The sequence below is a fragment of the Streptoverticillium reticulum genome (genome assembly GCF_047456005.1).
Classification (GTDB): domain Bacteria; phylum Actinomycetota; class Actinomycetes; order Streptomycetales; family Streptomycetaceae; genus Streptomyces; species Streptomyces reticulum.
Genome location: NZ_CP179755.1, coordinates 999317 through 1018654, shown reverse-complemented (window position 1 = coordinate 1018654; position 19338 = coordinate 999317). Strand labels below are relative to the sequence as shown.

The 19338-nt window shown below is 72.2% G+C and carries 20 protein-coding genes; 6 read left to right on the top strand and 14 right to left on the bottom strand.

Translation table 11 applies throughout. From position 1 onward, the window contains the following. Window positions 1-42 precede the first annotated feature (42 nt). From ACMATS_RS04585 to ACMATS_RS04575, 3 genes are all read left to right on the top strand, one after another. Window positions 43-276: a hypothetical protein gene (locus ACMATS_RS04585; protein ID WP_414166976.1), complete on the top strand. Its 234-nt coding sequence runs from the start codon at window positions 43-45 to the stop codon at window positions 274-276. 151 nt (window positions 277-427) lie between these two features. Then, a complete protein-coding gene (gene proP / locus ACMATS_RS04580; protein ID WP_414166975.1) occupies window positions 428-2038 on the top strand; it encodes a glycine betaine/L-proline transporter ProP in 1611 nt (536 codons plus the stop codon). 8 nt (window positions 2039-2046) lie between these two features. Then, window positions 2047-2595: a DinB family protein gene (locus ACMATS_RS04575; RefSeq protein WP_414166974.1), complete on the top strand. Its 549-nt coding sequence runs from the start codon at window positions 2047-2049 to the stop codon at window positions 2593-2595. 15 nt (window positions 2596-2610) lie between these two features. On the opposite strand, the gene ACMATS_RS04570 is transcribed toward ACMATS_RS04575, so the two are convergent. Next, window positions 2611-4860: a terpene synthase family protein gene (locus tag ACMATS_RS04570; protein ID WP_391149393.1), complete on the bottom strand. Its 2250-nt coding sequence runs from the start codon at window positions 4858-4860 to the stop codon at window positions 2611-2613. A gap of 459 nt (window positions 4861-5319) precedes the next feature. On the opposite strand from ACMATS_RS04570, the gene ACMATS_RS04565 reads away from it, so the two are divergent. Further along, a complete protein-coding gene (locus tag ACMATS_RS04565; protein WP_390778725.1) occupies window positions 5320-6498 on the top strand; it encodes a S1 family peptidase in 1179 nt (392 codons plus the stop codon). A gap of 132 nt (window positions 6499-6630) precedes the next feature. Here the strand turns inward: ACMATS_RS04565 and ACMATS_RS04560 are convergent, their stop codons facing one another. Continuing rightward, window positions 6631-7500 (bottom strand): helix-turn-helix transcriptional regulator, encoded by an 870-nt coding sequence (locus ACMATS_RS04560; RefSeq protein ID WP_390778726.1) that lies wholly within the window; start codon window positions 7498-7500, stop codon window positions 6631-6633. Between the two features lie 119 nt (window positions 7501-7619). Between ACMATS_RS04560 and ACMATS_RS04555 the strand changes: the two genes are divergently transcribed. After that, on the top strand, window positions 7620-8672 hold the full coding sequence (locus ACMATS_RS04555; RefSeq protein ID WP_414166973.1) for an NAD(P)-dependent alcohol dehydrogenase: 1053 nt from the start codon (window positions 7620-7622) through the stop codon (window positions 8670-8672). Window positions 8673-8747: 75 nt separating this feature from the next. Here ACMATS_RS04555 and ACMATS_RS04550 read toward each other — a convergent pair whose 3' ends face one another. From ACMATS_RS04550 to ACMATS_RS04495, 12 genes are all read right to left on the bottom strand, one after another. Next, on the bottom strand, window positions 8748-9569 hold the full coding sequence (locus ACMATS_RS04550; RefSeq protein WP_414166972.1) for a lipase family protein: 822 nt from the start codon (window positions 9567-9569) through the stop codon (window positions 8748-8750). A 156-nt stretch (window positions 9570-9725) separates the two neighbouring features. After that, window positions 9726-10541, bottom strand: a complete 816-nt coding sequence (locus ACMATS_RS04545) for an ABC transporter permease (protein WP_414166971.1) — start codon at window positions 10539-10541, stop codon at window positions 9726-9728. Then, on the bottom strand, window positions 10538-11488 hold the full coding sequence (locus ACMATS_RS04540; protein WP_414166970.1) for an ATP-binding cassette domain-containing protein: 951 nt from the start codon (window positions 11486-11488) through the stop codon (window positions 10538-10540). The genes ACMATS_RS04545 and ACMATS_RS04540 overlap by 4 nt, the downstream gene beginning before the upstream one ends. After that, the gene (locus ACMATS_RS04535) at window positions 11485-11913 is read right to left on the bottom strand and encodes a lasso peptide biosynthesis B2 protein (protein ID WP_414166969.1); all 429 of its coding nucleotides are present in this window, start codon (window positions 11911-11913) and stop codon (window positions 11485-11487) included. Before ACMATS_RS04535 ends, ACMATS_RS04540 begins: the two co-directional genes overlap by 4 nt. Continuing rightward, complete coding sequence (locus ACMATS_RS04530) at window positions 11910-12173, bottom strand: lasso peptide biosynthesis PqqD family chaperone (protein WP_336412236.1); 264 nt, start codon at window positions 12171-12173, stop codon at window positions 11910-11912. The genes ACMATS_RS04535 and ACMATS_RS04530 overlap by 4 nt, the downstream gene beginning before the upstream one ends. Further along, entirely contained in the window at window positions 12170-14020 is a 1851-nt protein-coding gene (locus ACMATS_RS04525; RefSeq protein ID WP_414166968.1) for an asparagine synthase-related protein, read from the bottom strand. The genes ACMATS_RS04530 and ACMATS_RS04525 overlap by 4 nt, the downstream gene beginning before the upstream one ends. 6 nt (window positions 14021-14026) lie before the next feature. Continuing rightward, a complete protein-coding gene (locus tag ACMATS_RS04520; RefSeq protein ID WP_390778733.1) occupies window positions 14027-14158 on the bottom strand; it encodes a lasso RiPP family leader peptide-containing protein in 132 nt (43 codons plus the stop codon). Between the two features lie 20 nt (window positions 14159-14178). Next, window positions 14179-14316: a lasso RiPP family leader peptide-containing protein gene (locus ACMATS_RS04515; protein ID WP_390778734.1), complete on the bottom strand. Its 138-nt coding sequence runs from the start codon at window positions 14314-14316 to the stop codon at window positions 14179-14181. A gap of 16 nt (window positions 14317-14332) precedes the next feature. Beyond that, window positions 14333-14473: a lasso RiPP family leader peptide-containing protein gene (locus ACMATS_RS04510; protein WP_390778735.1), complete on the bottom strand. Its 141-nt coding sequence runs from the start codon at window positions 14471-14473 to the stop codon at window positions 14333-14335. A gap of 144 nt (window positions 14474-14617) precedes the next feature. After that, on the bottom strand, window positions 14618-16831 hold the full coding sequence (locus tag ACMATS_RS04505; protein WP_414166967.1) for an MMPL family transporter: 2214 nt from the start codon (window positions 16829-16831) through the stop codon (window positions 14618-14620). After that, window positions 16828-18051, bottom strand: a complete 1224-nt coding sequence (locus ACMATS_RS04500) for a beta-ketoacyl-[acyl-carrier-protein] synthase family protein (RefSeq protein ID WP_414166966.1) — start codon at window positions 18049-18051, stop codon at window positions 16828-16830. Before ACMATS_RS04500 ends, ACMATS_RS04505 begins: the two co-directional genes overlap by 4 nt. Then, window positions 18048-18353 (bottom strand): acyl carrier protein, encoded by a 306-nt coding sequence (locus tag ACMATS_RS04495; protein ID WP_390778738.1) that lies wholly within the window; start codon window positions 18351-18353, stop codon window positions 18048-18050. Before ACMATS_RS04495 ends, ACMATS_RS04500 begins: the two co-directional genes overlap by 4 nt. A gap of 244 nt (window positions 18354-18597) precedes the next feature. Between ACMATS_RS04495 and ACMATS_RS04490 the strand changes: the two genes are divergently transcribed. Continuing rightward, on the top strand, window positions 18598-19338 hold the full coding sequence (locus ACMATS_RS04490) for a Mut7-C RNAse domain-containing protein (protein WP_414166965.1): 741 nt from the start codon (window positions 18598-18600) through the stop codon (window positions 19336-19338).

Genomic DNA, 19338 nt, shown 5'->3' with positions numbered 1-19338 from the left:
CGAATGGACAGCGACAGTGGCAGCGTGCAGGCACCGGACTAAGTGCGCGACCTCGTGGCGGCCAAGGCGGCGGCCGAGCACGGGCACCTGTCCACGCTCGACGGCGCCCCCTCGCACGAGCGGCTGACGGTCGACATCGAAGCCCTCCACGCGGCGCTGGACGAGGCCGAGCAGTCGACGGCGCTGCCGGACCGGACCGATGCCGGGGCCGACTTGAACGGGCTGGTGGTCCAGACACGCCTGCGGTCGGCCGGCGTGCCCATATCCGTGGCGTGACGCAGCGGTCTCTCGTTGTTTCTCTCGACGGCAAACGTTTTACCTGTGCAAGAAGGGGCTTGCGGTCGGCCCGCCCGGGTAAGCGCGCGGCTGGCCCGTTTCGCTCGGGCCACAAAAAGCGTCAAACCGTGCATAGGGATTGAATAGGTATATGGATGCCGACCGCAGGAAGCCCCCGAGGCCTGGCCAGGTCATGTCGCCGCGGGAGAGCACTCCCGCGACCGACCGGCTGGTCCGCATCGCGCTGCGCCGCCGCAAGAACGCGCTGAGCATCGACGAGGTCGTGGTCACCGACCGCCCCGAGGTGCGGAGGGCCGTCTCGGCGGCGGCGCTCGGCAACATGATGGAGTGGTTCGACTTCGGGGTGTACGCCTACCTGGCGGCCGTGCTCGGCAAGGTGTTCTTCCCCGGCAGTTCCCCCGGCATCCAGGTGATCGCGTCCTTCGCCACCTTCGCCGTGGCCTTCCTGGTGCGTCCGCTGGGCGGACTGGCCTTCGGGCCGCTGGGCGACCGCATCGGACGGCAGCGGGTACTGGCCGCCACCATGATCATGATGGCGGTGAGCACCTTTGCGGTCGGTCTGCTGCCCGGCTACGGGACAGTAGGCCTGCTGGCGCCCATCCTGCTGCTGGTGTGCCGGCTGGTGCAGGGCTTCTCCACCGGCGGCGAGTACGCGGGAGCCACCACCTACATCGCCGAGTACTCCCCGGACGAGCGCCGGGGCTTCCTGGGCAGCTGGCTGGACTTCGGCACCTTTGTGGGATACGTCCTCGGATCCGCGCTCGTGACCACGCTCACCGCGACCCTGGGCGAGAGCACCATGGTCGACTGGGGCTGGCGGCTGCCCTTCCTGCTGTCCGGGCCGCTCGGCCTGATCGGGCTCTACATGCGCATGAAGCTGGAGGAGACGCCCGCCTTCCGGGCCGCGGCCTCGGTCGGCACGGCCGGCATGGCCAAGGACCCCGACGAGTCCCCCGAGGCCCTGGCAGGGCACGCCGAAGAGGGCCGGCAGTCCGGGCGCGGACGGCTGAAGGAGACGTTCACCAAGCACTGGCACGCGGTGCTGATCTGCATGGGCCTGGTGGTCGTCTACAACGTGACCAGCTACCTGGTCACCTCCTACCTGCCGACCTACATGACCGAGACACTCGGCAAGGACTCCACCACCTCACAACTGCTCGTCCTGTGCACCATGATCGTCGTCGCGCTCACCATCACCACGGTGGGCCGCTACTCCGACATCTGGGGACGCCGGCCGGTCTTCATGACCGGCAGCGCGGCCCTAATGGTCCTGGCCGTCCCCGCCCTGCTGCTCATCCGCGCCCAGGGCGTGGTGCTTCCGGCCATCGGCTGCCTCATCCTGGCCCTGCTGCTCGTCTCCTTCGCGGGCACCGCCGCATCCACCCTGCCCGCGCTCTTCCCCACCCGGCTGCGCTACGGAGCGCTCTCCGTCTCGTACAACATCTCCGTCTCGCTCTTCGGCGGCACCACCCCGCTGGTGGTGTCCGCCCTGATCGAGAACACCCGCAACCAGATGATCCCGGCCTACTACCTGATGGCGGCCGGTGCCATCGGCTTCGTCTCCGCCTTCTTCCTGCACGAGACGGCCGGCCGCCCGCTGCGCGGCTCCGGGCCGATGGTGGAGAGTGAGGAGAAGGCCCGCGAACTCGTGGCCCGCAGCCGGGTCGAGGCCGGACGCGGGGCCCGCGACGTCTGGGTACGGCTGCGTCACCCGTGGCACCGGCACCACACGCAGCAATGAGGGGGCTCATGGACATCGAGTGGCCGGTCGAACTCGGCGATCAGCTGCACAGGTACTGGCAGGAGCGGCTGCGGCCGCGGCTGGACGGGCTGACCGACGGCGAATACTTCTGGGAGCCGGTTCCCGGCTGTTGGACGGTCCGGCCGCGCCGCACCGAACAGGAGGCGGGCGGGGGGACGTTTACCGTCGACTACGCCTTCCCCGCCCCCGAACCGGCACCGGTCACCACCATCGCCTGGCGGCTGGCGCACATCACCGTCCACGTCCTGTCCAAGCGCGCCGAGATGTGCTTCGGCGGACCGCCCACCGACTACGACACCCACGTCTATGCCGGCACCGCGGCCGAGGCGTTGGACCAACTCGACCGGGCATACGAGGCGTGGTCGTCCGGCATGCAGTCACTCGGCCCGATGGATGCGGCCCGGCGTCGCGGCCCGGCCGCAGGCCCGTACGCCGACCGCCCATTGGCGGCGCTGATCCTGCACATCAACCGCGAGGTGATCCACCACGGCGCGGAGATCGCGCTCCTGCGCGACCTGTACCTGCGCCGATCGTGAGGGAAACCCCTTCCCCTACAGCCCTGCCCCCACCCGCGCCCCCGACGTCCCGAGCCCCTCCGGCGCCCCGAACGGCCCCGGAGGGGACGGCGCCAGAGACGTCACGGCCGCCCCGTGATGCCGCAGCAGATCCGCCTCCCCGTACCGATGGCAGTCCCGGTGCCACACCAGGATTCCCGACATCCAGTTCTGCAGGTCCTCGGCGTACTTCTCCACCGCGGCACGCGCCCGCTCGTCCAGGTCGAACTCCCTGAAGAGGGCGGGGAGCTGGGTGGTGACGACGTGCTCGAACTCGCGCATGCGGGAGTTCATCAGGTCCGCGACGATGTCGCGGGCCGTCATGCGGTCGCAGTCGAAGAAGTTCTCCACGACCAGGACCGCGTTGTGGAGCTCGCCCTGGAACTGGATCTCCTTCTGGTAGGAGTGGAGGTCGTTGGTCATGCAGCCGTAGTCGGCCGCGGCGTTCTCCATGGCCCGGACCGGGCGGCTGCGGGCGAGTTCGGGTGGTAGCCGGTGCTCGAAGCGGCTGAGGACCATCGTCAGGTCGGAGCCGAAGGTTTTGCGTCGCATCTCGATGTAGTCGACGGGGTCCGGGATGCGGTGCTGCTGTTCGTTGCCCAGTTCCCACACCCAGGCATCGAGCATCGTCCGGACGGCGGCGCGGAGTTCGCGGCGTGCCTCGACGGGCATCGGGCCGACGGTGCGGGACCACAGGTCCGCGAGGCCGCGTTCCATGGCGTACTGCGGTTGCGGCATGACGCCGAGGAGCAGTGGCATGAAGGTCAGGAGCCGTTCGTTGTGGAGCTTGGCCGCGGCCGGGCCGCCGGGTGTGCGGCCGAAGGCTGCGGGGTAGTAGTCGTCCCCGTACGTTCCCCATGCGAGCCAGTCCGAGGCGAGGTCGAGCGCGCGGGGAGAGCCCTTGGGGTGCAGGCCTGCGGCGCACAGGGGGAAGTCGTAGTCCCTGAGCTTCGCCTCCGTCCAGTGGCCGGAGGCGGGGACGCCCGGCTGCGGCTCCAGGAGCCCCGTGCGGCGGCTCCAGGCCACGGTGTGCTCGCGCGAGCGTTCCAGGTGCGGGTTGAGGCGGGCCTCGTACGGCATGTGGAGTTCCGGCAGCGGGAGATGGCCCGTCACCTGGAACGGCACGTGGCTGAAGCTGCGCAGGCGTGCCGGCATCGAGGCGATGAGGGACGGGACGATGCGTGCCGCCGATGTGCCCAGCCCGAGGGGGCCCGCGGGCAGCGGGGTCGAAGGGGAGGAGGGGGTGCCCTGCACGGTGCCGTTCATGTAGCGGCTGGAGCGCATGTGCCACTCGTGTCCGCCGGCCTGCCAGTCCTGGAGTCCCCGGATGTAGGTGAGGACGTCGGCGGCAGCCTGCGGGCCCAGGGCGTGCTCCTGGAGGAGCGGGGCGATCTCGGTGAGGGCGGTGTGCTCGAACTGCTGCAGCCGGGAGGTGAGCAGGTCGTTGACGCGGTCGGCCGCCTCCTGCGTCGGGCAGCCGAGGAAGCGCTCCAGCACCAGGACGGCGTTGGCCAGTTCGCCCTCCTCCTGGGTCTCCCGCTGGTACGAGAAGAGGTCGTTGCGCAGGTGCACCCCGTCGGCGAAGGTGTCCTTGAGGACCCGCATCGGGCGGCTCGCCGCGATGGCGGCGGGGACCTCGGCCTGCACGGCGTGCTCGACCAGGTGGGCGGACCAGGGGGCGCCACCGACCTTGCGCCGCATCTCGATGTACTCGACGGGGTTGGCGACGCGCTCGTCGTTGATGTTGGCCAGCTCCCAGAGGGACTCCTCCAGCAGGTGCCGGGTGCTCTCCTTGAAGCGGTGCTGCCAGTCCTCCGACATGCCGGGGACCGTGCGCGCCCACAGGTCCGCCAGGCCCGCCTCGACCTGGTTGGCCGGCTCGTCCGGAGCCGTCCCGCCCGGGCCGACCGGCATGAAGGCGGGGATCCGGTCCAGGTAGGCCTTGGCCCCGGTGGTGTCACGGGTGCGCTTGAAGACGTCCAGGAAGTGGTCGTCGAAGAAGAAGACCCACACGTACCAGTCGGTGACGAGCTCCAGCTCCTCGGCCGATGCCTCGGGGTGGGTGTAGGCGCACAGCAGCGCGTAGTCGTGGGAGTCGAGGTCCTTCTCGTCCCAGATGCCCGAGCCCTCGAGCATCCCCATCTCCCTGGCCCACGCCTTGGAATGCGCCCGGGCCCGCTCCAGATGGGGGTTGAGGCGCGCCGGGTGCGGCATGTAGAAGCGGGGGAGCTCGAAGGGGTTCGCCATGGCGTGCGCGGCCTTTCGCCGGGGCCGGGGGAGGGGCGGCGACCGCCGCAGCCGGATCACACACCACGCTAGGCGAGTGGGCGGCAGGGCTTCGGTCCGGCTGTCGCCCTTCCCCTCAATATGATGAAAACCAAGGGGAGTTCGATTAAAGATCTCCCTCTCGATGGCGTGCTTCCGCCGGGCCGGACGGACCACTTCCGCACAGAAGGCCGCACGGATGCACAACCGGGTCGGCGCGGTCGCCTGTCCCGGGTGACGGGTATCGGACAGCCCGCGCCCTCACCGTCCGTTAATCGCCCCTGGACGTACGGGAGTTGCCACGCACGCGCACCTCCGTGACCTCCGGTGCTCCCGAGTGGAATCGAAGGCGGCGGGCCCGCGGCGCGCGATCGTGTGCGACCGGATGTGTTCTTGTGGGGTGCCGGGGCCGGTCCGATACTCGATCGCACGACTCTTGGCATGGACGCGACGTTTTTCGGTCGCTTGTGTCGCGTACCAGGCCGCCACGTCCTCCGGGCCCGCCGACCACGACGGGCACACCCCCCTCACAGGAGGCCCGAGTTGAAGGACTCAACGATACCCAGGAGGCGCACGGCCCTGGCCGTCGCCGGCGCCGTGGCCCTGGCCACGGCATCCTCCCTCACCCTCCAGACCGCCCACGCCGCTCCGGCGTCCGACACCGCCGCCATGTCCCCGGCCCGGGCTGCACAGGTCGGGCAGCAACTGGCCGCCGGCCTCGGGGCCGGCGCGGCGGGCTCGTACTACGACGCATCGGCGGGCACGCTCGTCGTCGACGTCACCGATGCATCAGCCGCCGCGAAGGTGCAGGCGGCAGGCGCGGAGGCCCGGTACGTCCAGTACTCGGCCGCCCAACTCGCCTCGGCCAGACGGACACTGGAACAGCAGGCCGCCATCCCCGGCACCGCCTGGTCCGTCGACCCCAGGACCAACAAGGTCGTCGTCAAGGCCGACAGCACCGTCAAGGGCGCCAAGCTCGCGCAGCTGAACAAGGTCGTCGCCGGGCTCGGCGGCAAGGCCACCCTCAAGCGGGCCTCCGGCACCTTCCGGCCGCTGCTCGCCGGCGGCGACGCCATCTGGGGCAGCGGAGTGCGCTGTTCGCTGGGCTTCAACGTCACCAAGGGAGGCCAGCCCTACTTCCTCACCGCCGGGCACTGCGGCAACGCCTCGGCCACCTGGTCCGACTCCCAGGGCGGATCCCAGGCCGGCTCCACCGAGACGTCGACCTTCCCCGGCAACGACTTCGCCCTCGTGGCCTACACCGGGAACGTCGACCACCCCAGCGCGGTCGACCTCTACAACGGCAGCCTGCAGACCATCAGCAGGGCCGCCGATGCGACCGTAGGCGAGAACGTCCAGCGCAGCGGCAGCACCACCCAGGTCCACGGCGGCCAGGTCACCGGCCTCAACGCCACCGTCAACTACGCGGAGGGCACGGTCAACGGCCTGATCGACACCACCGTCTGCGCCGAGCCCGGCGACAGCGGCGGCCCGCTCTTCGACGGCGAGAGCGCGCTCGGCCTCACCTCCGGCGGCAGCGGCGACTGCACCAACGGCGGCGAGACCTTCTTCCAGCCGGTGCCCGCGGCGCTGAGCGCCACCGGAGCCACGATCCCGTAAACCCTGTAAACCCCGTAATTCCCGTAAGAACTCCCCTGAACGCGCCACCGGCAGGCGCACAGGCGCGGCCCCTGGATCTTCCCCCGGATCCAGGGGCCGCGCCGCGTCCGCCTACGCGCACTACGCGAAAAGTCAGGAGGAGCGCGCCGGAACCTCCGGCGCCGTGCCGAGCGTCCAACTGGCCAGCAGCCGCAGCGACTCGGCGGACTCCGAACCCGGCTCCGCGTGATACGTGACCAACTGCTGGTCCAGGTCGGTCGGCAGCACCAGCGTCTCGCACGCCAGCGTCAGCGTGCCCACCACCGCGTGGTGCAGCTGCTTCACCCCGTAGCACTTGTCCCGCACGTTGTGCGCGGCCCACAGGCTGCGGAACTCCTCGCTCTTGACGGAGAGTTCGCCCACCAGCGCGGTGAGCCGGGGGTCGTCGGGGCGGCGGCCCGCCTCCAGCCGCAGCATCGCGACGAGGTCGGCCGCCTTGGACTCCCAGTCCACGTACAGCTCGCGTGTGGCCGGCTCCAGAAAGGCCTGCCAGGCCATGTTGCGCTGCGCGGCAGGCATGGCGGCGAAGTCGCCGAGCAGGGCGCAGGCGAGCCGGTTCCAGGCGATGATGTCCATCCGGCGCCCGAGCACGTACGCCGGCACGTTCTCCATGGTGTCGATCAGGTTCTGCACGGCCGGGCGCACCCGCTGCGGGCGGGCGGCCGCGGTGCGCGAGCGGTGCCCGGCCGGTCTGGCCAGGTGCGTGAGGTGGTCCCGCTCGGCCCGGTCCAGCCGCAGTGCGTCGGCGATCGCATTCAGTATCGAAGCCGACACGTTCTGCCCCCGGCCCTGTTCGAGCCGCGTGTAGTAGGCGACGCTCACACCGGCGAGCTGCGCCAGCTCCTCGCGCCGCAGCCCCGGCACCCGCCGCCGGGCCCCGTACGCCGTCAGCCCCACGTCCTCCGGCGTCAGCCGGGCGCGACGGGAGCGGAGGAACTCGCTCAGTTCGGTGCGCTGGTCCATACCCACCAGTATGCGGGTGCCCACGGACCCCGAGGGTGGTCCTGCCAGTGGTAGGAACGGCAAGCGTAGGCACGGCCGGGTCCTGGCTGCGATCTTCCGGCTGCCGCAGGATCGAGGACATGACGCACACCACTGCCCACGCTTACGCGGCCCCTGCCCCCAAGGCTCCCCTGGAGCGCATCACCATCACCCGTCGCGCGCTGGGCGAGCACGACATCCTGATCGACATCAAGTTCGCCGGCATCTGCCACTCCGACATCCACACCGTGCGCGGCGAGTGGGGGCACGAGACCTTCCCCATCGTCCCCGGCCACGAGATAGCAGGCATCGTCGCCGAGGTCGGCCCCGGCGTCACCCGCTACGCCGTCGGCGACCGCGTCGGCGTCGGCTGCTTCGTCGACTCCTGCCGCGAGTGCGACAACTGCCGGGCCGGACTGCAGCAGTACTGCACCGGCGAGCCCGGCATGGTCGGCACCTACGCGGACACCGACCGTCACGGAGCCTTCACGCACGGCGGCTACTCCACGAACATCGTCGTCGACGAGAACTACGCCCTGCGCATCCCCGAGAACATCCCGCTCGACGCCGCGGCCCCGCTGCTGTGCGCCGGCGTCACCCTGTACTCGCCGCTCGCCCACTGGCAGGCCGGCCCCGGCAAGAAGGTCGCCGTCATCGGCCTCGGCGGGCTGGGCCACATGGGCGTGAAGATCGCCCACGCCATGGGCGCCGAGGTCACGGTGCTCAGCCAGTCCCTCCGCAAGAAGGACGACGGCCTGCGGCTCGGCGCGGACCACTACCACGCCACCTCCGACCCGGCCACCTTCGAGGCCCTGGCCGGCACCTTCGACCTGATCCTCAACACCGTCTCGGCGGACCTGGACCTGAACGCGTACTTCGGGCTGCTGAAGACCGACGGCACCCTGGTCCAGCTCGGCGCCCCCGAGAACGCGCTGACCGTCGCCCCGCCCGCCCTCTTCCGCCAGCGGCGGTCCATGGCCGGGTCGATGATCGGCGGCATTCCGGAGACCCAGGAGATGCTGGACTTCTGCGGCGAGCACGGCATCGCCTCCGACATCGAGCTGATCCGCGCCGACCAGATCAACGAGGCGTACGAGCGCGTCCAGGCCAGCGACGTGCGCTACCGGTTCGTCATCGACACCGCGACGATCTGACGCGCACCAGCCCCATGACCGCTCCGGCGCCCGGCCCCTCCCCTGTGGGCCGGGCGCCGGAGCTGTGGGCGGTCTTCACCCCAGGTTCTTCTCCAGCGCGGCGATGTAGTTGCGCATGAAGTGGTCCCGCACCCCGGCGCCCGCCGGGGCGAACGCATCGGCCGTCAGGCCCTTGGCCCGGTCGGTCATGCCGTCGAAGAACGAGACCGTCTCGTGGACCTTGCCGCCGGAGTCGATGTACCGCAGGGCGTCGACGTGCGTGTACGCGGGCTCGGGCGGCAGCTGCGGCACGATGTCGTTGTTGTTGACGAACCGGAACATGCGCTGTTTGAAGCCCTTGTTGTACGCGGCGGCCAGCAGACGGTCGCAGGTGCGGGGCTGACCGTACGTGTAGACGCCGTCGGCCAGCAGCTTCGGATCCTCCAGATAGAGCCGCGCACCGGCGAGCATGGCCAGGGCGCCGCCGAGGCTGTGACCCGTGAACCACAGGGTCTGGCCATTCGTCCGGAACTCCCGGACCGCGTCCTCGATTTCGGGATAGATCGATGCGAGGGCCTCGCCGAAGCCGTAATGGACGTATCCCGTCTCCGCCGGACCCGGCCACGGCGGGGTCTCGGCATCGGAGAGCCAGTCGCGGATCTCCGCCGGCTCCGTGCCCCGGAAGGCGGTGATGATCATGTCGTCGCTGGCCATGGTGTACGCCTGGGTGTCCTGCACCGGGAACGGCGGCGTGAACCGCGTCTCGTGATGCCGTACCCGGTCGAACCCCCAACTGCGCGCCTGCTTCTCGATGGTGGGCCGGTCCTTGTAGGCGAGGTCGGACGCCTGCGCCAGCCAGTACGCCTGGGCCAGGCTGTAGCCACGGGCCTTGTGGTTGAGGGCGGAGGATACAGGCACGGGGGACTCCCTTTTCGGGTGGCAGATTCTTGGGCGGCAGATTCTCGGGCGGCAGATTCTCGGGTGGTTGAGGCGTGGATGCACCACAAGTCGTTACCGAGGGCTCCGCGGTCCAAAGAACCGGCCGATGACATTCACCCGAACGGACGGGCAGTCCTAATCCGGCCGCGCGAAGCGCCGTGCCGCCACGGTGAGTGCCGCCACGGCGATCAGCGCTGTCACGGCGAGTTCCACCGCGGCCGACGGCCGGTGGCCGAGGGGCCAGGCGGAGAGGGTGGACCCGCCGTGCGGCGCGTGGTGGGCGATCGCCTGGCGGAGCGGGTCCAGGGCGTACGTCAGCGGGTTGACGAGGCAGAGCAGGAGCAGCCAGTGCGGCAGACCGGAGAGCGGGAACATCGCGCCGGAGAGGAAGAGCATCGGCATGAGGGCGAAGCTCAGGACGGCCTGGAAGGTGTGGAGGCGGGTGATGCAGACGGCGGCGAGGGCGGTGAGCGAGGTCAACGCCAGTGATGCCAGGGCGAGTTCGGCGGTGAGGGCGGCGAGGAGGAGAGGGTCGTAGGGGATGCCGGCGGTGCGGGCGAGGGCGAGGAGCAGGGCGCCCTGGCAGGTGGCGACGGTGGCGCCGCCCGCGCACTTGCCCAGCAGGAGGGTGGCGCGGTGCACGGGGGCGACGAGCATTTCGCGCAGGAAGCCGGCCTCGCGGTCCCACACGAGCGAGGCACCGGCGGCGATCGCGGGCGTCTGGACGGTCATGAGCAGGACGCCGGGGAAGAGGAAGGTGCGGTAGTTCCCCGGGATCAGGGCGCCCAGGCCGGTGCCGAGGACGAGGAGGACGAGCAGCGGCTGCAGCAGGGTCAGGGCCACGCGGGTCCGGCCGCGCAGGAGGTGGATCATCTCGCGCTTCCAGACGACGTGCGCGGCACGCAACTCCCCGCCGAGCCAGGTGAGTCGGGCGATTCGGTGCCCGGTCATGGCGATGCTTCCCCGGCGGCGCGCAGGGTGCGGCCGGTGCAGCGCAGGAAGACGTCGTCCAGGCTGGGCCGCGTGACGGTGACGGACAGCAGTGGCACGCCGAGTCCGGCACAGAGGGCCGGGACGAAGGCGGCGCCGTCGGGGACGTGTATGCGCAGGCCTTCGGCGGCCGGGACGGCGGCGAGGCCGAAGCGGTCGCGGAGCCGTGCGGCCGCTGTGCGGTCGTCGGCGGTGCGCAGGTCGACCCGGTCGGCGCCGATGGCGGCCTTGAGGGCGGCCGGGGTGCCCTCGGTGACGATGAGGCCGTCGTCGATGACGGCGATCCGGTCGCAGTGTTCGGCTTCGTCCAGGTAGTGGGTGGTGAGGAACAGGGTGACCGCGTGCCGGGTGCGGACGTGGTGCAGGTGCTCCCAGACCTGGGCGCGCGAGCGCGGGTCGAGGCCGGCGGTGGGCTCGTCGAGGAAGAGCACCCGGGGGCTGTGGAGCAGCCCCCGGGCGATCTCCAGGCGGCGCTTCATTCCGCCGGAGAAGGTGCGCACGAGCCGGTCGCGCTGGGCGGTCAGACCGACGAGGGCGAGCATGTCGGCGGTGGCGGTACGGGCGGTGGCCCGTGGCAGGGCGTGGAGCTCGGCGTGGAAGCGCAGGTTCTCGGCGGCGGTGAGGTCGGGGTCGACGGTGGTCTCCTGGAAGACCAGGCCGATGCGGCGGCGCACGGCGCCGGGGTCGGTGGTGACGTCGGAGCCGCCGACGAGCGCCCGCCCGGCAGTGGGCCGGGCGAGGGTGCAGAGCATGGCGATGGTGGTGGTCTTGCCGGCGCCGTTGGGGCCGAGGAAGCCGAAGGTCTCTCCGGGGTGCACGGTCAGGTCCACGCCGCGCACGGCTTCGGTGCCGCCGGGGTAGGTCTTGCGCAGCCCGCGGGTGAGGACGGTCGGCCGGTCGTCGGTCACGGGCGGGTGTGCGGCAGGCTCGGTACGGTCATCATCGTGCGGTACGAACCGGCGGCGTACGGCTCGCCGATCGGCTGCCCGTCCACCTCGACCCAGGCGTGGGCGCGGAACGGGCCCGTGCGCACCCCCGTGCACCAGGTGGGCCAGGTGCCGCGCAGTCGGCACAGCAGTGCGGTGGCCACGGAGCGCTGGAGGCAGCCTTCTCCGGCGCAGCGGGCGCTGACGGCGACGACGGCGTTGCGGGCGGCGAGGGCCTGGTCGGCGGTGGCCGCTCCGGCGCCGCGCCGTGCCAGCCCGAGCATGCGGCGCAGGCGGCGGGGCGAGAGCCGGATGAGCAGCCGGGCGGTCGCGACGGCGAGGAGAACGGGCGGGCGGTGGAGCAGGGGAACGCTCTCCCGGGCTTCGGCGACCATCTGCTGGCTCATGCCCGCACCACCAGGCGTGCGTCGAGGAGCGAGCGTACGAGGGCATCCACGTCCTGGTCTCTGCGCTCGGCGGTGAGTTGTGGGTAGCGGTCACCGAGCCGGTGTGCCGTCTGCTGGGGGGTCGCTCCGCCGAGGAGGGTGCGCAGGATGAGCGCGGCGGTCGTATTGAGCTGCCAGTAGCGGCCGTTGGCCTCGTCGAGCAGCACCATGCCGTCGTCGGTGTCGGTCGCGCAGACGTCGGTGCGCAGGGTGAGGGTCATGGGCGTTCTCCGGTGGGGACGGCGGCGCGCGGAGGCGCGAGGGGGTCGGGGCGGGAGCGGAGCCAGGCCTCACAGGCCAGGGTGGGCTCCATGAGGCGCTGTGCGTCCGGCCCGGTCTGCGGGCCGATCAGGCTCGCACGGACGGCGTCGGCGTCGATCAGGCCTGCTCGGGCGAGCCGGGAGTCGTCGAAGAGCCGCAGGAGAGCGGCCTTGTTCGCGCGCAGCCCGGCGTGGAAGTCGGCGGTGAAATCGCCCTTGGTGCGGCGTTCCAGGAGGGGATCGGGCATGATGCCGCGCATCGCAGTGGCGAGGACCGGCTTGAAGCGGTGAGGCGCGTTGCGCTCGTGGACGCGGACGGAGAGTGCGGCTTCGATGACGTTGTCGTCGAGGTAGGGGGCGGCGTACTCCAGGCCGAGGCCGGTGGTCACCTGGTTCATGTGGCGGATACCGCGCCCGCCCGTCTGGACGTAGGTGAGGGCGGCGTGCTGGCCGCGCTGCGGCGCGAGCGGCTCGGCGCCGTCGGCGGCCTCGCGGAGCAGGCGGTGCACCAGGTCGACGGCTTCGGGGCTCGCCCACGGGGGCATGCGGAGCTCGGGCCCCCAGGCCGGGGAGGGGAGCTCTCGCCCGCGCGCGGACGGTGGCGGTACGGCGAGCCGTCCCGCCTCGGCGGTCAGCCACCGCGCGTACGTACTCCGGTCCGCAAGCTCGCGCAGGACGGGCCACAAGGGCGCCGATTCTGCCGCCCGTTGACGTTGCATCCGGCCGATAGCTGCCAGGGGGTGACTCCTGATGTAGTCGTGCAAGTGCGGGGGGAGCGCGCAGAACAGCTCGTCGCCGCCGATGCCGACGAGGTGCAGTCGCGAACCCCGGCCGACGAGAAGGGGGATGAGGGCCGCGCACCGGCCGACGTCCCGTACCCAGCCGCCGGGCTCGTCGGTGGAGACGTCCAGGCTGCCGATCCCCGCGAGCCACGTGGGCAACTGGGCGTGCTCCGGCCGCAGATGCTCGCTGTCCGGCAACGCGGCGGCGGCACCTGTGGCCCACGTGGTGTCGTCGTTGTCCGGATCGACGCCGGTCAAGTGCAGCGTGACGAGCCGTGCCGGGCCCCGGGCGGCGAGGAAGCAGAGGCTGGTGGAGTCCATGCCGCCGGACAGGTCCGCGCTGATCGTGCCGCCGCCCGTGGTGCAGCTCTCCACGGCATCGACCAGGGCCCGGCGCACCGCCGCCGCGCCTTCGGTCCGGGAGAGCACCGGTTGCGGCGGCTGCCACCATCTGGCGGTGCGCGCCCGGCCGTCCCTCTCGATCAGCAGGCACTGGTCGGGTCCGAGTGCCTGGACGCCCCGCCACACGCACCGATTGTCCAGGGGGTGGAAGACCGGTACGGACAACAGGGAGAGCGCCAGCACCGACTCGTCCATTTCCGCCCCGGTCAGCGACGCGAGTCTGGACGGACTGCCGGCCGCCACCGTTGCGCCGTCGATCCGGGCGTGGAACACCCGCCGCACCGCGGACGCGCTGCCGCGCACGCGCACGCGGCCGGCGACCGAGGCGACCACGTGGAAGCTGCCCGCCAGACCGCGGACCGCCTCTTCCACGTCCGAGACCTCCCGCACCGGCCGCAGCCGCGCGGCCAGCGCACCGGCGGTGACCGGGCAGCGCCCGACCACCGCCAGCCGCGCCTCCCCTGCTGCTGCCACGGTCACCTGGCCGTCCGGCCAGTCGCCCATCAGCCACGGCCGTCCCGATGCGTGCGGGATCACCCGGGAGGCCTGGGGAAGCAGCGCTCGCGCCGCGGCGAGGCCCGCTTCACCGTCCGGCAGAACCGCGAACCACACCTCGCCTGTCACGCGCGCTCAGCCTTGTGCGGTCATGAAGTAGTAGCCGTACACGTCGGGGTGGCCGTAGGCGATGGGCCCGCGGGTCAGCTCGGCGAAGTCGCCGATCTCCACGACGGCGGGGGCCTCGTAGATTTCCTGCTGTTCCATGGAAGCTCCTTTTCCGGTGGTCAGCCTCGTGCGTTCGCGAAGTCGTACCAGTACAGGTAACCGTCGTTGCTCCTGCCGAAGTTGGAGGAACGGGTCAGCTCGGTGAAGTCGCCGAGCTCCACTGCGACAGGGGGCTCGTAGATTTCCTGTTGTTCCACGAGAAATCCTCAGGGCTCAGCCCCGTGCATTGTCCCGGTAGTACCAGCCGGTGTAGTAACCGTCCGCGTACGTCCCGTAGTTGCTGCTGCGGGTCAGCTCGGCGAAGTCGCCGGTTTCCACGATGGTCGGAGGCTCGTAGACCTCGGTCTTTTCCATGGGAGTTCCTCTTTCAGGTGGCCTTCTCCTGATGCGGTGCGGGATTTCGCACCCATCTGGAGACGTAAGGATGTCAACTCGCCAAGCCGTGAGGCCAGCTATTCCACTCCAGTGAGTGATAAGTCGTATTGAAGTCCTGCTTCGTCACCGAAGTCCGGCGGAATGCCCCTCATCCAGCCCCAGACGCCGCACGACCCGCCCGTGCACCCGCCGCAGCGGCCCCGGCGCCCACCAGTTGACCCGTCCCAGCAGTGCCAGGTACGCCGGTACGAGCACGCCGCGCACCAGCACCGCATCGACGAGCACCGCCGTCGCCAGCCCCGTGCCCAGCAGCTTGAGCACCGTCACTCCCGACGTGGCCAGGGCGCCGGTGACGACGGCCACCGCGAGGGCGCTCGTACTCACCAGCCGCCCGGTGCGGGCCACGCCCTCCACGACCGACGCGCGGTTGTCGCGCGTCCGTACGTAGTGCTCCTTCACCCGCGACAGCAGGAAGATCTCGTAGTCGACCGCCAGCCCGACGGCGATGGCCGACATCAGCAGCGGCATCGTCATATCGAGCATGCCGGTCACGGCGAACTGCCCCAGCACGCCGCGCAGATGACCGTCCTGGAAGATGAACACCATCGCCCCGAAGCTCGCTCCGAGGCTCAACGCCCCGATGCCCAGGGCCTTCACCGGCAGCAGCACGCTCCCGGTCAGCAGGAACAGCACCCCCCAAAGCGCGACCCCTGCGACCGCCACCACGAGCGGCAGCCGTGCGCGCACCGCGGCGCAGGTGTCGGCCAGCACCGCCGCACGCCCCGTCACCAACTGCCCACCGCCCGGCCCCGGCAGGGCCCGCAACCGCCGCAGCAGGGCCCGGCTCGCCGCGGACTGCGGGCGGGCGTCGGGACCGGTCACCACCAGGGCCGCGCCCCGCGTTCCGGGCAGGCGGGAGGTGCGGGCGACGCCCGGCAGGTCCGTCACCGCCCGTTCATAGGCCTGCAGCGCCGCGCGGTCGCGCACCGGGTCCGCCGCCGGCAGAACCACCGTCAGGTTCCGCTCGGTGCGCACCGCGAAGTTCTCGCGGACGTCCTGGGAGGTGCGGTACGACTCGGCCTGCGCGGGCAGGATCCGCTCGTCCGGCAGGCCGAAGCGCACATGGCCGAAGGGCGCGGCGAGCACCAGCAACAGGGCCGCGCAGCCCGTCCCGTACCACAGCGGCCGGGCGGTGACGGCACGGGCGACGGCGCGCCAGGCGGGGCTGTCCGGCCGGGGAGCCCGGGACGGGCGCAGGACGGCCAGCGGATCCCAGCGGTCGACGCGCGTGCCCAGCAGGACCAGGACCGGCGGGACCAGGACCGTCGCCGTCACGGCCGCGAACACGGCAACACCCGTTCCTGCGCACGCCATCGAGCGCAGGAACGGCAGCGGCAGCACCAGCAGCGCCGACATCGACAGCCCCACCGCCCCGGCGGACACCGCCACCGTGCGCCCCGCGATGCGTGCGGTGCGCCGCACCGCCGCGTCGACGGGCAGGCCGGCGCGCAGCTCCTCCCGGTAGCGGGTGACGAGGAACAGCCCGTAGTCCACGGCGAGTCCGAAGCCGAGGGCGCTGGTGAGGTTGACGGCGAAGACCGACACCGGCATGAAGAAGGTGAGCAGTCGCAGCAGCGCGAAGGTGCCCACGACGGCGACCGCCCCGATCACCAGCGGGACCAGCGCGGCCACCAGCGAGCGCAGCGCGACCACCAGCACGAGCAGCGTCAGCGGCGCCGCGACGAGTTCGGCCCGCACCAGGTCCCGCTCCCCGGCCCGCCCGGCCTCGACGCTCACCCAGGCCGGGCCGGTCGCGGACACCCGCAGCACGCCGTGCCGGCCGGTGAACCGCGGCACCAGGCGGGCGGCCGTCCGCGCCGCGTCCCGGTCCGCTCCGGCGAGGTCCGCCGTGACGAGCGCCGCCGAGCCGTCGGCGGAGCGCAGGACGGGGTTCCGGCCGGTGTCCCCGGTCCAGTACGCGCGCACCCTCGTCACCCCTGGCGAGCGCGCGAGCCGCTGCGCGAGCGCCAGCCCTTGCGCGGCAGCCGCGTCGTCGTCCACATCACCGTCGTCGGCCCGCACGAGCAGCGTCAGGTCGGTCCTCCCCGTGCCGAAGCGCTCGGCCAACAGGGCGTCGGCGCGGTCGGATTCGGTGCCGGAGGCGGTGTAGCCGCCGTTGGCGAGGCGGCCGGAGGTGCCGAGCCCGGCCGCGCCGAGCAGGACGGTCAGCACGGCGGCCAGGACGGGGACGAGCCAGGGGCGGGCCCGGCCGGTGCGCGCCGCGGCGGCCGGGGGAGCGGGGGCCGGGGCCGTTGCGGAGTCCGGCGGCGTCGTCACGCGGTCCGGAACAGGAGTACGGCGTTCTGCCCGCCGAAACCGAAGGCGTTGCTGACCACGGTCTCCATCCGGTGCTGCCGGGGCCGCTTCGCCACCACGTCCAGCTCCATGCCCGCGTCCAGCCGGTCGAGGTTGGCGGTGGGCGGGATCAGCTGCCGCTGCAGGGACAGCACGGAGCACGCGGCGTCGACCGCGCCCGCCGCGCCCAGGGCGTGCCCGATGACGCCCTTGAGCGAGGTGACCGGCGGCGCGGTGCGGAAGACCTCGGCGAGCAGGTCGGCCTCCACCCGGTCGTTGAGCGCGGTGGAGGTGCCGTGCGCGTTGACGTGATGGACGTCCTGCGGCTGCGCGCGGGCGTCGGCGAGTGCGGCCAGCAGGGCGCGGCGGGCGCCCGCGCCGTGCGGGTCGGGCCGGGTGGCGTGGTAGCCGTCGCCGGAGGCGCCGTAGCCGCAGAGCCAGCCGCGCACCCGCGCCCGGCGGGCCCGGGCGTGCTCCGGCCGTTCCAGGACGAGCACGGCGGAGCCCTCGCTGAGGACGAAGCCGTCGCGGTCGGCGTCGAACGGGCGCGAGGCGCCCGCCGGATCGTCGCGGCGCGTGGACAGCGCCTGCATCCGGTGGAAGGCGGCCGATCCCATGGGCACCCGTGCGCAGTCGGTGCCCCCGGCGAGGGCGATGTCGCAGGCGCCCGCGCGGATCAGGTCGCGGGCGGTGCCGATGGCGGTGGCCCCCGAGGCGCAGGCGGTGGAGGTGGTGAGGCAGGGGCCCAGCGCCTGCAGGTCCGCGGAGATCTCGCCGGCGACCATGTTGGGCAGCGAACGCAGCAGCGCGGTGGGGGAGATGGCCGAGACCCGGCCCTCGGCCAGGTTGCGGTACTCCTGGGGCCAGCGGTCGCCGCCGTTGCTGGCGGAGCCGAGGACGACCGCGACGCGCGGGCCGTCCCAGGCGGCCGGGTCCAGCCCCGCATCGGCGACCGCCTCGCGCGCGGCGACGAGCGCCAGCTGGATGAACCGGTCGTTGCGCCAGGTGATCTTCCTGCCCAGCAGGGCGTCCCCGTCGAAGCCGGGGACCGCGCAGGAGAAGTCGACCGGCAGCCCGGCCAGGGCCGCGTCCCGGGCCCCGACGCCGACGCCCGCGCACAGGCCGTCCCAGGTCGCCTCCCGGCCGAGCCCGGCAGGGGTGACCATGCCGATGCCGGTGACGGCGACCTCGCGTTCGCTCACAGGAGAGGGCCGGGCAGCGAAGCGGGCCCCGCCCCCGGCGGGGGACCCGCGGCCGCCGCCGCGCCGCCGGTGCCGCCCGCCAGCAGCCGCTCGACCTGGGTGGCGGCCTCGCCGAGCGTGGTGCCCCGGGGTTCCTGATCGAGGGTCACCTTCAGCCGGTCCTCCACCACGGCGAGCATCTCGACCCGGGCGAGGGAGTCGATGTCGAGCTCCTCGAAAGTGGCGTCCGGGTGGATGTGCTCCTCGGGGACGCCGAAGTGCTCGCTGAGGGTGGTGGCCATCATGTGGTAGACGGATTCCATCGACCGCTCTCCTCGATCGGGGCCGGAACCGGGCACCCGGCACATCGCATTGCATGCTTGTCGGGTTAATCCGGTTATCGCGTGCGTAGCAGCCTCCCCCCGGCGTGCACCCGAGGAGGCCCGACACGCGCGCCGCCGCGGGCACTGTCACCCGCCTGCCCCCTGCCGCCAAGTTCCGCCCGCAGCGGCCCTCATGACGGGGCCCGGGGCCGGGAGTGTCCGGGGCCGGTGGCATGCTGGTGGTGTGAACGGACCCGAGATCGCCATCAGCTTCGCCCCCGGCCTGCAGGTCTTCGTCGAACCGGGGCGGCGCCACCGGGCCCGCACCACCGTGGTCACCGACGGCGCGTCGACGCTCGGCCACGTGGTGGAGTCGCTCGGCGTCCCGCTCACCGAGGTCGGCCGGCTGCTGGTCGACGGCCGGGAGACGGCCGTCTCCCACGTACCGGGCGCGGGGGAGACCGTCGAGGTCGAGGCGGTCGCCCGGCCCCAGGAGCTGCCGGGCGCGCCCCTGCGGTTCCTGCTCGACGTGCACCTGGGCACGCTCGCCCGCCGGCTGCGGCTGCTGGGCGTGGACGCCGCCTACGAGAGCGAGGACATCGGCGACCCCGCCCTCGCCGCACTCTCCGCCTCCCAGCGCCGGGTCATGCTCTCCCGCGACCGCGGGCTGCTGCGCCGCCGCGAGCTGTGGGCGGGCGCGTACGTCTACAGCGACCGCCCGGACGAACAACTCCGCGACGTGCTCGGCCGGTTCGCCCCGGCCCTCGCCCCCTGGACCCGCTGCACCGCGTGCAACGGTCCGCTCCGGGACGCCGACAAGGACGCGGTCCGCGAGCAGCTGGAGCACGGCACGCAGCGAACCTACGACGTCTTCGCCCGGTGCACCGCGTGCGGGCGCGTGTACTGGCGCGGCGCCCACCACGCGCGGCTGCAGACGATCGTCGACGACGCGGTCCGGGAATTCGGGGCAGCGGCCGTGCGGTAG